Origin of the sequence: Acinetobacter sp. YH1901134, from assembly GCF_013416965.1 — a bacterium.
GTDB lineage: Bacteria > Pseudomonadota > Gammaproteobacteria > Pseudomonadales > Moraxellaceae > Acinetobacter > Acinetobacter amyesii.
Map to the genome: position 1 here is coordinate 389717 of NZ_VPEW01000003.1, position 20872 is coordinate 410588.

Annotated in this window: 19 protein-coding genes; 12 read left to right on the forward strand and 7 right to left on the reverse strand. The window is 40.0% G+C overall.

All coding sequences use genetic code 11. From position 1 onward, the window contains the following. The first annotated feature begins 67 nt into the window (after window positions 1-67). Window positions 68-1156, forward strand: a complete 1089-nt coding sequence (prfA, locus tag FTV50_RS03440) for a peptide chain release factor 1 (protein WP_078188570.1) — start codon at window positions 68-70, stop codon at window positions 1154-1156. Next, window positions 1156-1974 carry a peptide chain release factor N(5)-glutamine methyltransferase gene (gene prmC, locus FTV50_RS03445; protein ID WP_180023508.1) on the forward strand — a complete coding sequence of 273 codons (819 nt, stop codon included), beginning with the start codon at window positions 1156-1158 and terminating at the stop codon, window positions 1972-1974. The genes prfA and prmC overlap by 1 nt, the downstream gene beginning before the upstream one ends. 115 nt (window positions 1975-2089) lie before the next feature. Here prmC and FTV50_RS03450 read toward each other — a convergent pair whose 3' ends face one another. The 4 genes from FTV50_RS03450 to FTV50_RS03465 all read right to left on the reverse strand — a co-directional run bounded on the left by FTV50_RS03450 (window position 2090) and on the right by FTV50_RS03465 (window position 5793). Next, window positions 2090-2851 carry an ABC transporter permease gene (locus FTV50_RS03450; RefSeq protein ID WP_373683670.1) on the reverse strand — a complete coding sequence of 254 codons (762 nt, stop codon included), beginning with the start codon at window positions 2849-2851 and terminating at the stop codon, window positions 2090-2092. Between the two features lie 70 nt (window positions 2852-2921). Continuing rightward, window positions 2922-3890: an aliphatic sulfonate ABC transporter substrate-binding protein gene (locus FTV50_RS03455; RefSeq protein ID WP_180023510.1), complete on the reverse strand. Its 969-nt coding sequence runs from the start codon at window positions 3888-3890 to the stop codon at window positions 2922-2924. 314 nt (window positions 3891-4204) lie between these two features. Next, window positions 4205-4558 (reverse strand): hypothetical protein, encoded by a 354-nt coding sequence (locus tag FTV50_RS03460; protein WP_180023511.1) that lies wholly within the window; start codon window positions 4556-4558, stop codon window positions 4205-4207. Window positions 4559-4758: 200 nt separating this feature from the next. After that, on the reverse strand, window positions 4759-5793 hold the full coding sequence (locus tag FTV50_RS03465) for an AraC family transcriptional regulator (protein ID WP_180023512.1): 1035 nt from the start codon (window positions 5791-5793) through the stop codon (window positions 4759-4761). 141 nt (window positions 5794-5934) lie between these two features. Between FTV50_RS03465 and FTV50_RS03470 the strand changes: the two genes are divergently transcribed. From FTV50_RS03470 to FTV50_RS03480, 3 genes are all read left to right on the forward strand, one after another. Next, a complete protein-coding gene (locus FTV50_RS03470; protein ID WP_180023513.1) occupies window positions 5935-6705 on the forward strand; it encodes a 3-hydroxyacyl-CoA dehydrogenase in 771 nt (256 codons plus the stop codon). A 318-nt stretch (window positions 6706-7023) separates the two neighbouring features. Further along, window positions 7024-8160, forward strand: a complete 1137-nt coding sequence (locus FTV50_RS03475) for an acyl-CoA dehydrogenase family protein (protein WP_180023514.1) — start codon at window positions 7024-7026, stop codon at window positions 8158-8160. A 310-nt stretch (window positions 8161-8470) separates the two neighbouring features. After that, a complete protein-coding gene (locus FTV50_RS03480; protein ID WP_180023515.1) occupies window positions 8471-10114 on the forward strand; it encodes an AMP-binding protein in 1644 nt (547 codons plus the stop codon). A 162-nt stretch (window positions 10115-10276) separates the two neighbouring features. Here FTV50_RS03480 and FTV50_RS03485 read toward each other — a convergent pair whose 3' ends face one another. Next, window positions 10277-10792 (reverse strand): pyridoxamine 5'-phosphate oxidase family protein, encoded by a 516-nt coding sequence (locus tag FTV50_RS03485; protein ID WP_180023516.1) that lies wholly within the window; start codon window positions 10790-10792, stop codon window positions 10277-10279. A gap of 668 nt (window positions 10793-11460) precedes the next feature. Here FTV50_RS03485 and FTV50_RS03490 point away from each other — a divergent pair. The 6 genes from FTV50_RS03490 (at window position 11461) to FTV50_RS03515 (ending at window position 15915) form a co-directional block, all read left to right on the forward strand. Beyond that, complete coding sequence (locus FTV50_RS03490) at window positions 11461-12189, forward strand: HesA/MoeB/ThiF family protein (RefSeq protein WP_180023567.1); 729 nt, start codon at window positions 11461-11463, stop codon at window positions 12187-12189. A 58-nt stretch (window positions 12190-12247) separates the two neighbouring features. Next, window positions 12248-13546 carry an AarF/ABC1/UbiB kinase family protein gene (locus FTV50_RS03495; RefSeq protein WP_078193949.1) on the forward strand — a complete coding sequence of 433 codons (1299 nt, stop codon included), beginning with the start codon at window positions 12248-12250 and terminating at the stop codon, window positions 13544-13546. 83 nt (window positions 13547-13629) lie between these two features. Beyond that, the gene (folB, locus tag FTV50_RS03500; RefSeq protein ID WP_180004951.1) at window positions 13630-14010 is read left to right on the forward strand and encodes a dihydroneopterin aldolase; all 381 of its coding nucleotides are present in this window, start codon (window positions 13630-13632) and stop codon (window positions 14008-14010) included. Next, window positions 13967-14416: a 2-amino-4-hydroxy-6-hydroxymethyldihydropteridine diphosphokinase gene (locus FTV50_RS03505; RefSeq protein ID WP_180023517.1), complete on the forward strand. Its 450-nt coding sequence runs from the start codon at window positions 13967-13969 to the stop codon at window positions 14414-14416. The genes folB and FTV50_RS03505 overlap by 44 nt, the downstream gene beginning before the upstream one ends. Window positions 14417-14659: 243 nt before the next feature. Then, on the forward strand, window positions 14660-15157 hold the full coding sequence (locus FTV50_RS03510; RefSeq protein WP_180023568.1) for a DedA family protein: 498 nt from the start codon (window positions 14660-14662) through the stop codon (window positions 15155-15157). Window positions 15158-15234: 77 nt separating this feature from the next. Then, window positions 15235-15915 carry a hypothetical protein gene (locus FTV50_RS03515; protein ID WP_180023518.1) on the forward strand — a complete coding sequence of 227 codons (681 nt, stop codon included), beginning with the start codon at window positions 15235-15237 and terminating at the stop codon, window positions 15913-15915. A gap of 69 nt (window positions 15916-15984) precedes the next feature. Here FTV50_RS03515 and coq7 read toward each other — a convergent pair whose 3' ends face one another. Continuing rightward, window positions 15985-16620 (reverse strand): 2-polyprenyl-3-methyl-6-methoxy-1,4-benzoquinone monooxygenase, encoded by a 636-nt coding sequence (coq7, locus tag FTV50_RS03520; protein ID WP_180023519.1) that lies wholly within the window; start codon window positions 16618-16620, stop codon window positions 15985-15987. A 3-nt stretch (window positions 16621-16623) separates the two neighbouring features. After that, entirely contained in the window at window positions 16624-17943 is a 1320-nt protein-coding gene (locus FTV50_RS03525; RefSeq protein WP_180023520.1) for an MFS transporter, read from the reverse strand. Between the two features lie 177 nt (window positions 17944-18120). Here FTV50_RS03525 and FTV50_RS03530 point away from each other — a divergent pair, with 177 nt between their 5' ends. Next, window positions 18121-20862 (forward strand): autotransporter assembly complex family protein, encoded by a 2742-nt coding sequence (locus FTV50_RS03530; RefSeq protein WP_180023521.1) that lies wholly within the window; start codon window positions 18121-18123, stop codon window positions 20860-20862. Window positions 20863-20872: the final 10 nt, after the last annotated feature.

Sequence of the window (20872 nt, forward strand, 5' to 3'; positions counted from 1 at the left end):
TATTTTGAATTTTGGCATATCCGTGAAAGTTTAGCGGTAGAGCCTGTGTATTGAGATTTTTTGAAAAATGAAAGAATCGTTACGTTTACGATTAGATCAGCTCTCTGACCGTCACGAAGAATTAAATGCATTACTCGCAGATGTAGAAGTCATTTCAGACAACAAACGTTTCCGTCAGTTGTCACGTGAGCATAGTGATTTATCTGAAATCACTGAAGTTTGGAAAAAATACCGTCAAGCTGAAGAAGATATTGAGACTGCTGAAGTAATGATGACGGATCCAGATTTTAAAGAGATGGCCGTTGAGGAAATCAAAGAAAATAAAGCTTTGATCGGTCAGCTTGAAGCAGACTTAAACATTCTGATGATTCCAAAAGATCCGAATGATGCGAACTCTGCTTATTTAGAAATTCGTGCCGGAACAGGTGGTGACGAAGCTGCAATTTTCTCTGGTGACTTGTATCGAATGTACAGTAAATATGCTGAATCACAAGGTTGGCGTATTGAAGTGTTGTCTGAAAATGACGGCGAACATGGCGGTTATAAAGAAGTGATTTGCCTCATCAATGGTGAAGGCGTATATGGTCGTTTGAAATTTGAAAGTGGTGCACATCGTGTACAGCGTGTTCCTGCAACAGAGTCACAAGGTCGTGTTCATACTTCGGCATGTACTGTTGCGATTTTGCCGGAAATTGATGTAGACACAAGTGTTGAAATTAATCCTTCAGAATTACGTATCGATACCTATCGTGCATCTGGTGCGGGTGGTCAGCACATTAACAAAACTGACTCTGCGGTGCGTATTACCCATATACCAACGGGTACAGTTGTAGAATGTCAGGATGAACGTTCACAACATAAAAACAAAGCCAAAGCGATGGCGTTATTAGTTTCTCGTTTAGAAAATGCCAAACGTGCGGCGGCAGATGCAGCGACATCTGAAATGCGACGTGACTTGGTGGGTTCTGGTGACCGTTCTGAGCGTATTCGTACCTATAACTATCCACAAGGTCGTATGACTGATCATCGTATTAACCTAACACTGTATAAGTTGGATGCAGTGATGGAAGGTGATTTGACTGAATTGTTAGATAGTTTGCATCGTGAATATCAAGCCGATCAGTTGGCGTTATTAGCACAGCAGAATGGTGGCTAATGAATATTGCACAGGCTTTGGCCTATCGTGGTGAACCTGAGAGTTATGAACGTCAGGAAAATGCGTGGTTGTTAGAGCATATCACCAAGATTGATTCTTTTGATTTAATCATGAAAAAGGATCAAGAATTAACAGCTGAGCAAGAACAACTCTATGTTGAAAGTCTTGCACGTATTACCGCAGGTGAGCCTTTGGCTTACGTCACAGGTTCTCAGCCATTTTGGACGCTAGACTTAAAAGTGACTAAAAATACTTTGGTGCCACGTCCTGATACGGAAGTACTCGTTGAAACTGTACTGCGTTTAGAACTTCCTGAAGATGCTCGTGTGGTCGATTTAGGAACAGGAACTGGTGCTGTAGCGTTATCATTAGCCAGTGAACGTCCAGATTGGTCAATTGTGGCTTCGGATATTTACGAACCTACATTGGAAGTTGCTGAATTTAATGCCAAAAAGCATGATCTTGAACATGTGCAGTTTGTCTTAGGTTCTTGGTTGAAACCCTTTGGTCGTGCTTTCTTTGATGTAATTGTGTCAAATCCGCCGTATATCGATGCTGATGATGTACACATGAAGGATTTGGCAACAGAGCCTGAACGTGCTTTGGTTGCAGATAATCATGGGCTTGCAGATCTTGAACAAATCATTCTTCAAGCCAAAAAACATTTAACCGTGAATGGTTGGGTGGTGCTCGAACATGGTTATGACCAAGGTGAAGCGGTCAGACATTTGTTCTTACAAGCTGGGTATCGAAATGTTCGGACTGTAAAAGATTATGGTGGCAATGACCGTGTCAGTTTAGGCCAGTGGCAACACTGATTTGGTGTTAAAGAAATAGTCAAAAATAAAGCGCATTGAATGCGCTTTATTTTATTTTTTTTCAATTCACATGTGAATATTTGCATGTGTGCATTTGCAAGTGTGGAAAAATACGTTACTTCACCACATCACGCCAACGCAATAGGTATTGTTCTAGATATTTCATCAGGCTATCGGTGATTTTCCCTAAGAGCGCCAATAGAATAATGGCAATAATTACGATATCTGGACGTGAGGTTTCACGACCATCACTGAGCAAATAGCCAATACCTTGCGTGGCTGCAATCAACTCTGCTGCAATCATAAACATCCACGCCAAACTTAAACTATTGCGTAAGCCTGTAAGTATACCCGGTGATGCTGCAGGTAAAATAATCTCACGAATCTGTCTCAAATATTTCAAACGATAAACTTGAGCAACTTCAATGAGTTTTCGGTCTACACCTTGAATTGCTGCAACGGTATTGGTATAGGTCGGGAAAAAAGCACCTATGGCAATGAGGGTGATTTTTGATGATTCATCAATACCTAACCATAAGAGCAGTAAGGGAATCCATGCCAAACTAGGGATAGATTTAATTGCTGAAAATGTAGGTTCCAAAAATGCTTCGGCTTGTTTGTTCAAACCGACTAAGAGTGCAAAAATCAGAGCAAGTCCGCTACCAATAAAAAAGCCTAAAAATACCCGCCAAGTACTAGTCCAGATATGCTGCCAAAGTTCACCTTCAGATAACTCTATAAATGACTGCCAAAGACTACTCGGAGCGGGGAGTAGATACGGTTCGATAACACCATTTTTGACCAAGATTTCACATAGCAGCAATAAAACCACAGGTAGAGCAAGACCTTTTAAAATCAAGATCAACTTGGGTTTTATATGGTTTGATGAATCGGAAGCGGTCGAAACCGCTGTATCGATTTTGGGTTGAGTCAGTGATGATGACATGTTATTTCACAACCTTTTTCGCATAACGTGCTTCAAAAAGTTGGTCAATGACTTGATTGACATTGGTTCCTTTACGAACTAAATCTTCTTCAGTCAAAATCGTGCCAGATTTCTTTAAGGCCGCAATGTGTTTAGCAGTTGGGATATTTTGCTCAAAGTTGGTACGACTTAACTGGAGCTTGGCAACAGCCAATGGAAGCTTAGACTCACGTGCCAATAATTCGGCTAATTTATCTGGATTGGCTTTAGCCCATTGTCGTGCTTGTTCATAGGCTTTAATCACAGCTTCAACGGCTTCAGGACTTTGCTGGCTAAATTGTTGTTTGGTACTTAAAACGCTATAGCTGTTAAAACCCACATTTCTATACAGCAAACGTGCGCCTGATTGTACCTGTGCCGATGCCATGAGTGGATCTAATCCCGCCCATGCATCGACTTGACCACGTTCTAAAGCTGTTTTTCCATCAGGATGTTGTAAATGTACCAATTGCACATCACGTTTATTGAGGCCGACTGTTTCCAACGACTGCAATGTAAACATGAATGGATCGGTTCCTTTGGTCGCTGCAATTTTTTTGCCTTTGAGGTCTTTCAGACTTTTAATCGGAGAGTTTTTTGCCACAAGCAATGCCGTCCATTCAGGCTGTGACTGGATGTATACAGTTTTAATCGGACTGCCATTGGCACGACTCAAAACGGCTGCAAGTCCTGCCGTTGAGGCAAAATCCACACTGCCACTATTGAGATATTCAAGTGAGCGATTACTACCTTGGCTAAAGACCCATTTAATTTGTGTTTTGGGTAATGCTTTTTCTAAGAGTTTTTGTTCCTTCACTACTAAACTGGTCGGTGCATAGTAGGCATAATCCAGTTTAAGTGTCGAAGGAATAGCAGCAAATATAGAGCTACTGAATAGGCTGAATGTCAGCGTAGAAAAAATTAGTTTTGAGCTTTTAAATAGGGAAGTCATATCGTTCACAATCAAGTGTTGAATTATGAGCACATAGATACGACGGAAATATTTCAGAAACAAAACAGAATAAATGCTAAGAATAATAGAAATCGAGATAAGCGTATAAATCAAATATAGGTATTTGATATAAAATACTTTATTGGATTTAATTATGCTGAAATATTGTTATATAAATTAATGTGTAAGCTTGCATGAAAAATGCTTAGATATTTTAGTGTAATGAATATTCAAAAATTATAGTGAATTATAGACGTAACATAATCTTTCCAATAAAAAAGCAGCTTTCGCTGCTTTTTATATGTGATCAATACTTACATTGGGTAATCTTGTAAGCTATCGAAAACTTCAACTTGTTCTAAAGCTGCTGTTTCTACTGCAAGACAGTAAGCAATAATTTTTGCAGTTGCACTCACTAAATTTTCATCTTTTAGATTTGCACCTGCTTGAATTGCTTCAATGTCATCCGCTTGAATATCCAGCGCATGAGCAACTTCAACTGCATTTTCAGTGCTAAAAAATTGTGAGATCAAATTTTGCAAATCGATATCTGCGACAGTTTTAAGCTGTTCATGAAACAGTTCATCAATTGCGTCAATCTGAGTGAAAAGAGAATCTGAAAAGTTTTGAACAAGTTGTTGTTCAAGAACATCAATCATCTTAAGCATAGGAAAGCCTTTCAAGGAGATGCAGGAGAATTGGAAAATAAATAAGCAAAGCGCTTTAAATTGAGTGAAAAATAACCTAATTAGACTAAAGTAGCAATCGTTCAAGGATGAATGGTCAGTCTATTTATTGAATATTTTTAAGTTATTGATTTTCTATTAATTAGATGAATATTCAATTTATAAATAGCGAATATCAAATTTTAGGCCTTGAATTCAGGCGCATTATTTTGTCGATACGCACCGGGACTGACGCCTGTCCATTTTTTAAAAGCCCGATGGAAAGCACTCGGATCATGAAAATTCAGTTCTTCACTGATATCTTGTAAGCTTTTATCGGTATGGGTTAAAAAATCGATGGCGGTATCTCGTCGGATATCATTTTTGAGTTGTTGATAACTCACACCTTCACTTTTAAGACGGCGATGCATTGTGGCTTCCGACATATTCATTTTGACCGCCAACTCATAAAACTCTAACCATTCAGCAGGAGAAACGTCTAACAGTTGTTTACGAATTTGGCTGCTAAGTGCATACGGGTTTTTAAATCGCACTAAGAGGTTTTCAGGTGTTTGTTGTAGGAATTGATACCACGAACGTGTGTCTTGTTTGATTGGAAGGCTTAAATAACTGGCATCGAGCTGTATATAGTTTTGACTGGCTTGGTAATGAATATTTTCACAGAAGCGGACTTTGTAGTCGTGATCATCAAGTGGTGCATCGCATTTAAATTGGATTTGGTTTAATAAAATCCGTTGACCACTTAGCCAGCACAGTAGCGTGTGGATGAGCATCAAATATGTTGCATAGCTGAACATGCGTTTAGGCGCTTGTTGGTCATAGATCACGATATAAGCAAAGTGATCTTCAATGGTTAAATCACTATGCAAGTCATCTAAAACCAGATTTAAAAATTGTAAGATTTGCTTAAGTGCATCCCCCAAGGTGCTGTTATGCATGACCATTTTCGACAGTAGCTTAAAGCTACCACGTCGCATGGCATGCCGATCCATGCCAAAAAATTCATCATCCATCACATCTGCAAGATGAGTCCATAAAGCCGCATATTGAGAAACAGAAACTCTGGTCTTACTTGATAGCAGTAACTCTGAGGGTATACCAGACTTTTGTAAAATAGCAGAAATATCAAAGTGCTTTTTTTGCGCATCGTGTAATGCTTCATGCACCAAGTCGATAGAAATCGTCCCTTTACTGTATTCGAGTCCATGCTTCGGCATATGTGCGGATAGGTCCTTGTTCAGAATTGTCCAAATACATCAGAAAAGATGCAACATTTGGAAATTGTACTGAATAAATTCTCTGTTTACTCTGCATCTTAAGTTGAATTTAAAACAAAACATCATAAATAGGGAAATGCTATGGACATTAAAGGAAAAGTTTTTGTTGTGACAGGTGGTGCATCAGGACTAGGCGCTGCGACAGCAACACATCTGATTGGCTTGGGTGCCAAAGTGATTATTGTGGATATGAATCATGAACATGGCGAAGCGATGCAACGTCAACTGGGTGATCATGCGAAATTTGTTCAATTGGATGTTACCGATGAACAAGCGGTCGGCTCTTTCTTTACACAAGTTGAAGCGGAATTTGGTCAACTCAATGGATTAGTGAACTGTGCAGGTATCGCACCCTCTGCAAAAGTTTTAGGTCGTGACGGATTACATGATTTGGCGATGTTCCAAAAAGTATTAAATATTAATGTTTCAGGCACATTCAACATGCTGCGCTATGCGGCACAACTGATTGCTAAATATGAATTAAAAGCAGGTGAAGAAGAGCGTGGCGTGATTGTGAATACGGCATCGGTTGCGGCTTTTGATGGTCAAATTGGTCAGTCGGCTTATGCAGCATCCAAAGGGGCAGTGGTTGCAATGACATTACCTCTTGCACGTGAGCTTGCACGTGAATCAATCCGTGTGATGACCATTGCTCCGGGTATTATGGAAACGCCGATGCTCAAAGGCTTAGCACAAAATGTACAAGATGCTTTGGGGCAAATGGTGCCTTTCCCTCCACGTTTAGCAAAACCACAAGAGTTTGCAAAATTAGTGACGCATATTTTTGAAAATGCTTATCTCAATGGCGAAGTGATACGTCTTGATGGCGCGATCCGTATGCAGCCTAAATAGTTATTTATTAAAACTGCTTATTCAGGCTTCTACGAAGGAGTCTGATCGAGAATAACTTTGTTGACAGTAGCTCATCTCGTTACTTTTGTTTCGGCAAAAGTAACCAAAACCATTGTCATTTGCAAAACTCGTCATCAAATATTTATTGATTTACAGGTTACAGAAACATTAAAGATTAATGGCGTCCTGCCTCAGACAGTTGCAAATGACGTCGGCGTGTATCCAACTTTGTTTTATACAGCCAAAGTATTTTTAATTCCGCAGTTATCCAAAATTTAAAGCTATACGCGCTATAAAAGATTTAGAAAAGGAAGTCTCATGATTTTAAATGATGAACAAAAAATGGTTCAGGACATGATGCGAAGCTATTCGCAAGAAAAACTGAAACCGACGGCTGCAGAGCGTGACAAAACGGCGTCATTTCCTGCACAAGAACTTAAGGAACTGGGTGAGCTAGGTGCTTTAGGCATGACGGTTTCGGATGAATGGGGTGGTGCAGGTTTAGACTATGTGTCTTTGGTTGTTGCCTTAGAAGAAATTGCTGCGGGCGATGGTGCGATTTCCACAATTGTTAGCGTACAAAATTCACTGCCATGTGGCATTACGCAGCGTTATGGTACAGAAGCACAAAAAGAAAAATACTTAAAAAAATTAGCCACTGGCGAATGGTTAGGTTGTTTTTGCCTAACAGAACCACAAGTGGGTTCAGATGCGAGCGCATTGGAATGTAAAGCAGAGCGTGATGGTGATGAGTGGGTGTTAAATGGCACCAAGCAATTTATTACCACAGGAAAACATGCCCAAGTAGCCTTGGTTTTTGCGGTAACGGATAAGTCTGCAGGTAAAAAAGGGATTTCGTGCTTTTTAGTACCGACGGATGCACCGGGTTATATCGTATCGCGATTAGAAGACAAAATGGGTCAGCATTGTTCCGATACAGCAACGATTGTTTTAGATGACTGTCGTATTCCTGCGGATAGTCTTTTAGGCCAAGAGGGTGAAGGCTATAAAATTGCCTTATCAAACCTAGAGTCAGGTCGAATTGGTATTGCAGCGCAGTCTGTGGGTATGGCACGAGCAGCATTAGATGCAGCCGTTGAATATGCCAATGAACGCAAGGCATTCGGCGTAGAGATTGTACAGCATCAGGCCGTGGCATTTCGCCTCGCGGATATGGCTACCCAAATTGAGGCGGCTCGCCAATTGATTTTCCATGCAGCGACGTTAAAAGATGCAGGTTTTCCATGTTTAAAAGAAGCCTCGATGGCGAAACTTTTTGCATCGACGATGGCTGAACGGGTGTGTTCAGATGCGATTCAGATCCATGGGGGCTATGGTTATGTATCTGATTTCCCAGTAGAACGAATTTATCGTGATGTGCGTGTCAGTCAAATCTATGAAGGTGCATCGGACATTCAGCGGCTGGTGATTGCACGTGAAGTCACCAAAGGGTGAAAGGTTAAAAAATAGACTTTAGTCGATGTTCAAACCCTGCAATGGCGTTGATGGTTATGGAAATTGCAGGGCACATCCAAACATGGTTATCTAGGTATAGACAGTCTAAGAATAGGTAATTTACGAATAGATTGTCGAAGAGTATAAGTTTCAAAACTAAAAAACCGACATTGCAATCGGTGTATAGAAAAGCAGTAAAAGCGGATGTGGCAAAGGAATCGTCACTAGTACGCAGCGGTACAACAACAAGATCAATAAACCTCAAAGTCATGCACTTTGAATCATAGAGAACAGGATAGGAATTGTCGTCATGAAGACACTAGAACAAGCATATCGTGATTTTAATTTTGAAAAAATGGTTGCAGAACAATTGGTCGGTACGCCAAGTTCAATCAATGCTTATGATGAATGTTGTGGGCGCTATGTTGGGCAAAATCGAACTGCACTGATCTGGGAAGGTAAAAATGGTGAATCTGAACAATGGACTTTTGAGCAATTAGATTTAGCTTCTGCACAATTGGCGAATTATTATCAGCGCATTGGGCTAAAAGCAGGTGATTGCATTGCAGGTCTATTACCCCGTACTGCAGAGTTATTGATTACTATTTTGGCAACATGGCGTATAGGGGCAATTTATCAGCCTTTGTTTACGGCATTTGAGTCCAAAGCGATTGAGCATCGGGTGCAAACTGCGGGAACAAAGCTGATTGTAACCAACACTGAGCAACGATCAAAACTTAATCACATTGATTTACCGCATATTTTAAACGTACATGCCGATCAAGCAATTCAAACAGATCCTGACTTTTGGTCAGAGTTGCAATTGCATGACGCCACATTTAACTCAGTTCCCCGTTCATTTGACGATGAATTTTTAATGATGTTTACATCGGGAACGACCGGTTTAGCCAAGTCTGTACCTGTGCCACACAAAGCGTTATTGGCATTTAAAGGGTATATGACACATGCGGTTGATTTGCGTGATGAAGATTCATTTTGGAATTTGGCAGATCCGGGTTGGGCTTATGGTTTGTACTATGGAATTGCAGGGCCATTAAGTTTAGGACACAGCATTATTATGGATGAACGGGCTTTTAGTGTTGATCATGCACTTCAAGTCATCAAAAAATATAAAGTCAGTAATTTGACTGGTTCACCAACGGCTTTTCGTATGTTCTTTGGCTTCAAAGAAAAATTTGATGAATCCCTAAAATCACATTTACGGGTTGTGAGTAGTGCAGGAGAGCCACTAACGCCCGAAGTGATTCAATGGTTTAATCACGATTTAAACGTCAATATTTATGACCAATATGGGCAAACAGAACTCGGTATGGTGATTGCAAATCATCACGCTTTAGAACACTACAAAAAAGTGGGTTCAGCCGGTTTTGCTATACCGGGCCATCGTTTCGCGGTGCTTAATAAAGACTATCAAGAAATTGAACGTGGTGGCATTGGAACATTGGCATTAGACTGGTCGCAATCTCCACTCATGTGGTTCACAGGCTATGGTGGCAATAATCGTAAAGCCTTTGTCGGGAACTACTATTTAACCGGTGATACCGTTCGTTTAAACGAAGAAGGCGGCATTGATTTTGTAGGTCGTGCAGACGATGTCATTACAACGTCAGGCTATCGTGTTGGGCCTTTCGATGTGGAAAGCACATTATTAGAATGTGAAGAGGTTTTAGAATCAGCAGTTGTCGGTAAGCCTGATCCTGAGCGAACTGAATTAGTCAAAGCTTTTGTGGTATTGAAACCACAATATCAAGCAAGTTCTGAACTCATGGATAAACTACAAGCCTATGTACGATCTCGTTTATCCAAACATGCTTATCCAAAAGAAATTGAATTTGTAGATGGATTGCCTAAAACATCGAGTGGAAAAATCCAACGTAATTTATTGAAGCAACAAGAAGTGGCCAAAACGCAATTAATTCAAAAGGTCAGTTGAGTCAATTTATATACGCAAAAAAGGCTGCTTGATGCAGCCTTTTTGAAATTGATATTTGAGCTGGTGAAACCATTCATTCGAGATCATATATGTATTTGACTAACTATGGGACAATCCAAATTAACCTAAAATTAAAGCATTAATTCGAATCAATAAAATCATTTATTTTAAGTTCAGGGTATTATGCTCAGTATCAAGTTCTTGAGTTTTACCCGTTAAATTGCCCTTCAAAACTTTGAATAAATGGGTGACTTTATTGTCTTTGACATTCCAGAATTCTGCACTAATAGCATTAGCTATCAAAACGCGAACAGTAGGATCAGTCTTGCCATCGAACCAGTTTTCAGCCCAAGGATTCCATAATTTATCGATTAGGGCCGCATCTGTACTGATTTCTCCATGAGCACTAATTGATACATAAATATCGTCTGAAGGTTTAGCGAATGCTAATCCAAGATGATTACGACCTGCATTGACTGCCTCTACAAGGTCATTGTTTTCTTTCATAAGAAAATAGATATTTTCATGCTCATTCATCTTATCAGAATTAAGCATGGTCATAGGTTGAGAATGAATTTCTTGCTTGTCAGTGACATGGCTAATCATGGTGAAACGCACGTCTTTAATGAGTTCCCATAATTTTTGTCGCTGATCTTGTTCAACGTATTCTTGTGACATTTTTATTCTCCACTTTTAAGTAATCACTTTGGGGTAAAGGGGTAAATATGACTGAGTACAAAGTATTTGAATAATGTGTGTTAGGTCATAAGTTTATCGAACATATTGTGTCAGCAATTTAATTCTCACTGAATTCATACATATACCTACGGATTAAATCTCTTTGCATACATAAACGCTTAAAATGTCTTGGATTAAGTTTTATTTTCTGAGGCTAAGGTAGAAAAGAATCATTAAAATTAACCTAATATAAGCAGCTCTAGTGCAACTAAATATGTTTAAAAATATAACTATATTTTTTATTTATTATTTATTATTTTTAAAACATGTATACGCTATACCTCTATGATGTTTCTACGTACTAAGGTGTCTGAGATACTGTATTTTAAATAGTGTAATTGAAGATACGCTAACTGAGAAAAATGCCATGTCTACAGAGCATTTATTTTAACTTTAAGCTGTATATTGTCTTGCTCAAATAGCAGGGTGTTTTTACACTGTTTCGGGTTTGTACTCGAACAACATTTGATGGATATCGGTGTTTTAATCTTTTGCGTGCGATATAAACTCGCCCATTTTTTATGCTTGACGAATTTTAATAAGGAAATACTTTGTCTACGTTTAAATCGAATGAATCAACATCTGAATTTGAATTAAGTGATGATGAAATGCATTTATACAGCCGTCAAATATTGCTTGATGGATGGGACATCGATGCACAAGAGAAGCTAAAACTTGCCAATGTACTCATCGTAGGGTGTGGTGGAATTGGGTGTACCTCAGCCGAATTATTGGCACGTGCAGGCGTCGGACAAATTACTTTAATCGATGCAGATCGAATTGAAATCAGTAATTTACAACGACAAATCGCGTATACCAAAAATGACGTAGGTTTTTATAAATCGGAAATTTTGGCTAAACGCTTAAAAGCGATTAACCCGCATATCCGAGTGCAAAGCTATACCACAAAATTAGATGAAAGCAACGCAAAGGTATTGATTTCACAACAAGATTTGGTTCTAGATGGATGTGATAACTTTAGCACGCGTTATTTGGTCAATGCGAGCTGCGCAGAAAATAATGTGGCGCTGATTAGTGCTTCTGCAATTGGCTTTCAAGGGCAGTTATTTATGGTTGAAGCTGATGCTGCCTGTTATGAATGTTTATTTCCAAAAGAACAGCATGCCAGTGAAAGTTTGCGCTGTGCAGACTCGGGTGTACTTGCAACTACACCAAATGTTATGGCAAGTTTGCAAGCTCATCATGCTTTGCTCTATTTGGGTTTAGGGACGACAGCACTGAAACAAAAGCTTTTGTTATGGGATGGTTTGTCAATGAAACAAAAAATTCTCGCTTTTGAAAAAGATCCCGATTGTCCAATCTGTCAGGCAAGATAAAGCAGCAAGCCCTTATTTTTTTGCTACACTCATGTTAATTATTTTTTTCTAAGACATTATGAAAAACAATATCTGGTTAGATGGAATTCGCTCGGTTGCCCGAATGGGTGAGACCGCAGTGGTCGCGGCTAAAGCCGGTTTTAAATACGCGACAGAAAAACCAAGTAACGCAAAACTCATGCGTGAAACTTTTGAATCACTGGGTTCAACCTATATTAAATTAGGTCAATTTATTGCCAGTACACCTTCTTTATTTCCACGTGAATATGTAGAAGAGTTTCAAGGTTGTTTAGATCAGACACCGTCACTGCCGTTTAGTTATGTGCAGCAGGTATTGGCTTCAGAATTTGCTGGTCGTAATTTAGATGAAATATTTGCTTCAATTGATGAAAAGCCTTTAGCTTCTGCATCGATTGCACAGGTGCATGCCGCTAAATTGGTCAGTGGTGAAAATGTCGTTATTAAAGTGCAAAAACCGGGTGTCGAGACGATTCTCTATACAGATTTAAACGTTTTACATTGGGCAACCAAACTGGTTGAAAAAGCTGTACCTAAAGTCAAATTTGCTTCACTTGCAGATATTGTTGAAGAAATTAAAGTTCGCATGGTACGTGAGGTGGACTTTATTGAAGAAGCTCAAAATCTTGATGACTTTGTGAACTATCTGAATGTAACTCAAAACAAAGCCGCGACTGCACCAAAAGTTTATCACCAATATTCAACACGTCGCGTCTTAACCATGGAGCGTTTATACGGCGTACCATTGACCGATTTTGATGTGGTCAAGAAAGTCGCTAAAGATCCATCGCAAGTTTTGGTGACAGCGATGAATACATGGTTTGGCAGCTTGATGTTATGTAATAGTTTCCATGCAGACTTACATGCAGGCAACCTGATGCTGCTTGAAGATGGTCGAGTTGGCTTCATCGATTTTGGTATCGTGGGCCAGTTGAAACCTGAAGTGTGGACAGCATGTATTGCGTTTATGGATGCCCTACAAAAAACTGACTACAACTTGATGGCTGAAAATATGCTGAAAATGGGCATGACGGCTGTCAAAATTGATACACAAGTCTTAGCTGCCGACTTAGAGCGCTTATTTAGCGGTGTGCTTTTGGCCGATCCGCAAGAGTTATTAACCTCGAATCCTGCCGATTTGAATGACATCATGATGGATATGGTACAAGTCGGAGAGCGTCATGGTATTCGCTTCCCACGTGACTTCGCTTTATTATTCAAACAAATGTTGTACTTCGATCGCTTTATGCGCATCCTTGCGCCATATACCGATATTTATGCAGACCAGCGTATTCAAATGGTGCAGACTATGGATCCTAATTTATTGTTGAAGCAATAATTTAGCCGCAAGATATAAATAAAATCCTCTTGCTTAAACAGGAGGATTTTATCGATGTTTAAGATTTTATTTTGAGTGTAAGAATGGACGCAATTATCATTGAAGGTTTGAAAGTTGAAACTGTAGTCGGCTGTTTCAATTGGGAGCGTCAGATTATTCAGCCTTTGATGCTCGACCTCAATATTCAAACCAGTTTAGCGCAGGCGGCTCAGTCAGATGAGCTTGAAGATACCTTGAATTATGCTGAAATTTGCGAAATATCAGCCAAAGTCATTCAAACTGCTCAACCTAAATTGATCGAACATGCAGCAAAACTGGTGATTGATGCACTTTTTGCTACCTATGACAGCATTGAATCTATTATGATTAGCATCCGGAAGCCTGCCATTATCGCGCAAGCCAATTCTGTAGGAATTCGTCTTGAACGCCACCGAAACGATTTTCGCCCTAGCTCTGGCGAGTAATTTCAATCCCAAACCGCATTTTCAACAGGCTTTACGTCAAATTCAGGCTTTGGGTCATGTTGAATTTTCCAAAATTTATGTGATTCCTTGTCGTGATGGCATTGGGGCGGATTATTGGAATGCAGCTTGTTTGGTGAAAAGCAGTTTATGTGTAGATGAAATCAGCACCTTACTGAAAAAAATGGAAGCAGACTCAGGTCGTGTTCGTCCATCTCATAATATCGCTTTGGATCTGGATCTGATCGCGTGGGGCGAAAGCTTAGCGCACATGCAATTTAATCCGAAAAAACTGCCTTTAGCACTCGATGTTAAAATACCAATGTTCGACATTTGGAAAAATGAAATGTTTGAACATCCAGCACATCAATTTCCTGTGGTGAGTTGCCAAAAAGTTTTAGTGGATTGAGCGAATGAAACGAAATGTTTTCAATGAACATGAGTGATATTTCAAACTGACCTTAAATACGCTAGATAAACAATAATAAAAATATTCAAATCCTGTCATGGTATGCGCTAGCGTATAGGCTGTCGCAGGATTACATTATCTTTTTAGCTTCAAAATACTGATATGAACTGGACGGATCTGATTCAGCACTATGGCTATATTGCGATTTTTATTGGCACATAGTTTGAGGGAGAAACAGTGCTGATGATTGGCGCCTATGCTGTCCATCAACACATACTTCATTTTCCAATGTTGATTGCAGTGGTGATGTTAGGCAGTTTTATTGGCGATCAGTTTTATTATCAAATGGGCGCTCGCTATGGGCAAAAACTTATCCAGTCGAATGCAGAATTTGCACAAAAATTCGATCGTGCGAGCCAGTTTATTGAACGTTATCCTATTTTGACCATTTTATTTATGCGCTTTGCTTGGGGTTTTAGAACTATTTTACTTATTGCAGTCGGTGTGCGTGCTTATCCTGTTTGGAAATATGTGCTGATTAATCTGGTTGCCTGTTTTATTTGGGCGATGTTGGTCGCAACGATTGGTTTCCAAATCAGTCATTATTTACATCTATTTTGGGCGAAAATGCTGCCTTATCATCAAGATATTTACATCGTTATTGCCGTTATATTATGTATCGTATTCTTCCGTGTGCTCTATACGGTGTTGAAGTGGTGGCGTAAGCATCATCAACATTGATAAAGTGCAAGTGGTTGATCTGATAAAGTCGTCAAAACATAATTAAAAGATTTAAAGGGATATTTAGTGAGAGCAATATGGGCTTAGGTTATGGTGCGGGTGCGGGAGGTTTCCTTATTATTTGCTTTGCGATTTTGGTGCTATTTATCGTCATTGCGATTTGGTTGAGTTGGAATAATTGGTATAAAAAGCAAAAAAATCGACCATATAAAGTAAATGCTGCACTTAAAATTGGTTTATCTGGCGTATTGTTTTTCCCTTTATTTGTTGCAGTAACGCTTGGATTGTTCGTGATTTCAGATCTTAGTTCTGACTATGCAGAGTGGCAGCATCAAAAGAAAATTCATATACAGTTGCAGGAACCCTTAAACTTTGGAGAGGTTGTACTGCCTGAAGGCACGTGGATTAACCGATCATTTGAAACCGACTATACTCTGGAACAGATGACTGATATTCGTCAAGGTTTGACATCGGCTCGTTTTCCACAGCCTATTCAAATAGCTGGATTTGATGTTATTGCATTTGAGCTGCATCGGCATTTATTGCTTGAGTTGGCACATGATCAAACCGTTATGATGAATAACCAAAGAGAAATTTGTCCGGCAGGATGGCTGCTTGAGTTAGGTGGAGCTGGTTATCCGTCCACTGCACAACGTTATAGGTTGAATTTTGATTGGTTTACACCAAGTCGATGGCAGCCTATAAACTGTTTTGATGGCGAAGGAATTATTGTATTAAAGTCAAAAGATTTCTCATAAAAAAGCCTGCATCACTGCAGGCTTTTTGTTCACTATTTATAAAACTTAGCGACAATCATTAGAAAATCATTAAATGTAATAACTGGTTTTGGTCATCAGCTTTGAAATACCAGTCATGGCAATACGAACTGGAACAGGAAGGTCTACACCACCTGCATTGAGTGCTGTATCACGGTGATGAAGCTCATCTTCATTCATTTGCACTAAGATTTTACGTGAACGTTCGTCTTGTTCAGGAAGTTGGCGGATGTGGTCTTCTAAATGCAGACTCACCTGACGCTCAGTTTCAGCGACAAAACCTAAGCTGTATTTATCACCGGCAATACCTGCCAATGCACCCATCCCAAAAGAAAGGCCGTACCAAACAGGGTTGAGCAGACTGGTATGGCTGTCTAATTCTTTTAAGCGATCTTCACACCATGCTAAATGGTCTTGTTCTTCAATCGCTGCTTGTTCCATTTCACGGCGGACATTTGGCAGTTTAGCGGTGAGGGCTTGGCCATGATAGAGCGCTTGTGCACATACTTCACCACTATGATTGACCCGCATTAAACCTGCAACATGACGCGCTTCACTCACTGCTAATTGTGTTTCTTCAATGTTAGCAGGGTTTTCTCGATGTGCGGCAGTCGCCCCAGGTACTAAACTACGTAAGGCTTGATCAAATGAGTGAATAAGTTTGTCGACACCTGTAAATTGACGCATGGATTAATCCTCCAGAGAGACTTGCGTAGTTTTAAGCAAAGGTTTGATGCGTAATAGCAGCCAAATACAAAAGATTGCACTGAGCACTGCGGTTATACAAAAAAGTATTTTAATATCAATCTTTAAAACACTCAGAATGATAATTGAAAATATAGCAGAACATACCATAAATACCGCATTTAAAATGTTGTTTGCGGCAACGACTCGCGCACGATGTGAGCGTGGAGAATAAGCTTGCATCATTGCATAGAGCGGAACGATGTAAAAACCACCACTAATACCCAATAAAGTCACGGCAATCATGACATGGTAATAGCCCCAACCTTGATGAAAAACTTCTGAAAGGGTAATAAGTGGGCCAGTTTGAGTCGGGACAAGCGTTAAACTAAATGCTAAATACAGTGCAAATACCGTTAAACCTACAGCACCGATGGGAACCATCTTAATATTGACTTGAGTGCCGCCCAATTTACGACAAAGCAATGAACCTACGCCCACACCGACAGAGAAAAAGGTCAATAGCAAGCTAACGACATTTTCAGAGGCATGTAGATTTTGCTGAGTCATTTGTGGAATTTGGGTGAGGTAGGTTGCACCATAAAACCAATACCACGAGTTCCCCAATAAAATAGTAAAAATTAGCGGCAAACTTTTGGCATATTTCATCGTTTGGTAACTAGTTCGGAAAAAGTTCCAATCGATTTTTAAATCTGGTGTAGTGACATTTTGCTTAAGAATAAAACGACTGGTGATATAACCTGAAATGGCGATGGTCATAACTGTCAGGCTGATCCATATTAAATTGCCTTGTGAGGAAGCAATCACTGCACCGCCCAAAATCATCCCGAATAAAATCGCCATGGATGTCGCAGATTGGAACAGCGCATTGCCTGACATCAGCTCATTGGGTTTTAAAATTTCAGGCAAAATCGCATATTTGATTGGACCAAAAAATGTCGAATGGGTTCCCATCAAAAATAGAGCCACCAATAATAACCATAAATGACCGGTCAGAAAGCCAATACTGCCGATGATCATGATGATAATTTCTAAAATTTTGATACCACGGACAAGTTGTGAACGTTCAAACCGATCTGCGATCTGTCCCGCTGTCGCTGAAAAAATAAAGTAGGGTAAAATAAACAATAATGCAGCTAGATTGTTTAGCGTGCTGATGGGTAATGCCTGTTGTTGGATTAATCCATAGGTGATGACCAACAATAAAGCCTGTTTATAGACATTGTCATTGAGCGCCCCAAAAAATTGGGTCAAAAACATAGGCAGGAAACGGCGTGTACCTAGCAGATGTTCGTTGTTATTCATAAGCGTCTTGCTACATTAAGTTTTATTAAGAAATGTGAGTGATTGGTAAAATCTCTAAAAAAATCATGTAATATGTTTTTGAGTTTGGGGATGGCGAAAAACCAATAGATATAAGATCTTTAGCTCTACATCTGATTGACTAAGTCCATTACATAATGAAATTTGTTAGAGTTTGCTATGCCTGCAAAAATCAAGTTTAAAAAAACAATGCTTCATCACAGTATGGCTCACTGCATACGACAGCATCATAGCAATAAAAGTCTATATATGAGCATCTTTTTGACCTTGTGTGCTCAGCATAGTTTCGCCCAAACTCCCGCGGAAACTGTTCCAACCTCTGCAGATACAAAAGCAGAGATTGTTGCTGAAATCAAGGATGAGGCTGTAAAGCAAGGGCTGTCGACGCCTGAAGCAATTGAAAAAATTGAAAATATAAATGAGCCGAAAGAATCTGTTGATAGTATGAAAATGCTGCAAGAACAGCAGCAAGCAGGAACACAACTACAAGAATTTAAACCCATTGAGTTCGAAGATTTAGAAAACTTACCCGTGACACCTGTTGATCAAAACATGGCGAATGAAATCTTCCAAGTTGCTGAAGAGGCCAAACGTCAGGCGCAGGAGTACCGTGCGACACAACAAACAGAAGTTGCTGTTGCGGACATTACCCAAAAAGAGTTAACGGAAATTAACCAAGCGCCAGTCAATATTGATCAGCTCATGAGTGAAATTCGCTCTGATAATGAAATTACTGCAACACAAAATGAAAATGCCAGTACTCTGCAAGAGCTGAATAATCCAACTGTGGAAGATGATGCAGAGCCAGGTATTTTTAAGCGCTTATTATATAAAGTGCGTCCGCCACGTCAGATGAATACGGCAAAAGTGCCACGAATTAGTGCGGATGTTGAAATTACCTCAGCACATAATACCAGTCAGACTTCGAGTAAGGCTTACGGTGCGGCGCTGGAAGATCTCAAAGCCAATATTAAAGGCAAGCTTTCAAGTTTTACTCAAGAGTCTTTTAGCGATTTTCCATCGGCCTTGCCTCAATTACGCAGCTTGTCCAATCAAGCTGCACAAGCTGTGGGCTTCTATCAGTCTGAATTCAAATTTGAAAAAGTGTCTGACAGTAAAGTTCGTGTATTGGTTACACCAAATACGCCTGTGCAAATTCAAAAGCAAAATATTGAATTTTCAGGGGCTGGAGCAAATCAAGCTCAGTTTCAGGTGATTGGTGTATTACCAGATCAGGAAGAAGGTGACATTCTTAATCATGGTGAATACGAAACGACGAAAGGCCGAATTAATGATGCAGCAACTAATAACGGTTATTTCGACTCGTACTGGCGTTTGCACGATGTAAGAGTGGCTCAACCACAAAATACTGCCGATATCAATTTGCGATTTGAAACGGGTGAGCGTTATAAGCTTGGCGAAGTCGAATTTCGAATGAGTGATCCGAATGCAGAGTTTCCATTGGATCGCGATATTTTAGAAAGTTTGGTGACGTGGAAAGACGGTGCTGACTATACTTTCTGGCGTGTGAATGGTTTGGCTAACAACCTAACCAACTCTCGCTATTTTAACTACACCTTAGTTGATGCGATTCGACCAGACCCAATTGAAAAGCCGCTTGAACTGCCACCAGATATTCAGACCTTGGTCGATCAAAATCAGTTGTCTGAAAGTTCACAAGTGGTGAAAGACAAAACGGAAGTGATGTCGAATAAGGAAGTCACGCAAAAAGTGGTTGATGAAGACCAATTTGCGGGGGTGAATGATGCAGAGCAATCCTCTAAATTACGCAGTTTGCAAGATACGCAAGATGCTAAACAAGCAGAACAAGAACGTTTAAAAGCGCAAGCACGTGAAGATAAAAAAGTCCCTGTGATCGTGACACTAAATGCAGATAAGTTGAATAGTGCAGAAATTGGTGCTGGTTTTGGTACCGACACTGGTACACGTGTTCGTGGCCAGTATCGTCGTGCCATTGTAAACAAACGTGGTCATTCTTTTGACGCCAACATGGAAGTATCCAAAATCCGTCAATCGATTGATGGTCGCTATAACATTCCATATAACCATCCATTAAATGACTATGTCAGCTTGGTCGGTGGTTATGAGCGTGAAGAACGTGACGATGTCGGTCAAGGCGTTAATCTTTCGATTGAATCTGCTGTAGCTGGGGTTGACCGGATTATTAAAAACCCACGTGGCAGTTGGCAGCATACCTTTGGTTTACGTTACCGTTTGGACCGTATTACCGATGACGGCCTAAGTCCAAGTGATGACGTTCCAGATGCGTTCTTGGTGAATACCAATAATGAACAGCAGTCCTTGATGTTTGGCTATGAAATTTCTCGAACCGACTCTGATAAACGTGTGAATCCGAGTAAAGGGATTAAGCAAACCTATAAAGTTGAAGTCGGAAGTGAAAGCTTACTTTCAGATGCTGACATGGCGATCTTGAATGCGGGCTGGCGCTTTATTTATTCATTGGGTGAAAATGATAATCACCAGTTCGTGGGGCGCAGTGATTTAGGTTATATTCTGACAGAGAACTTTGATAAAGTTCCTTATAACTTACGCTACTTTACCGGTGGTGACCAAACCATTCGCGGCTTTGACTATAAGAGTTTAGCTGCCGAAGAAAATGGCTATAAAATTGGTGGTCAAGTCTTGGCAACGGGTTCATTAGAATATAACTACCAATTTAAAGAAGGCTGGCGTGCTGCGGTCTTTAGTGACTTTGGTAATGCGTACGATAAAGACTTCAATACACCGACTGCATATAGCGCCGGTGTGGGGATACGTTGGGCTTCTCCAATTGGCCCAATTCGTTTAGATGTCGCTACCGGACTTTCTGACGACAGCAAACCAATTCGTTTACATTTCTTTATTGGTTCACAATTATAATTTTTAGGTG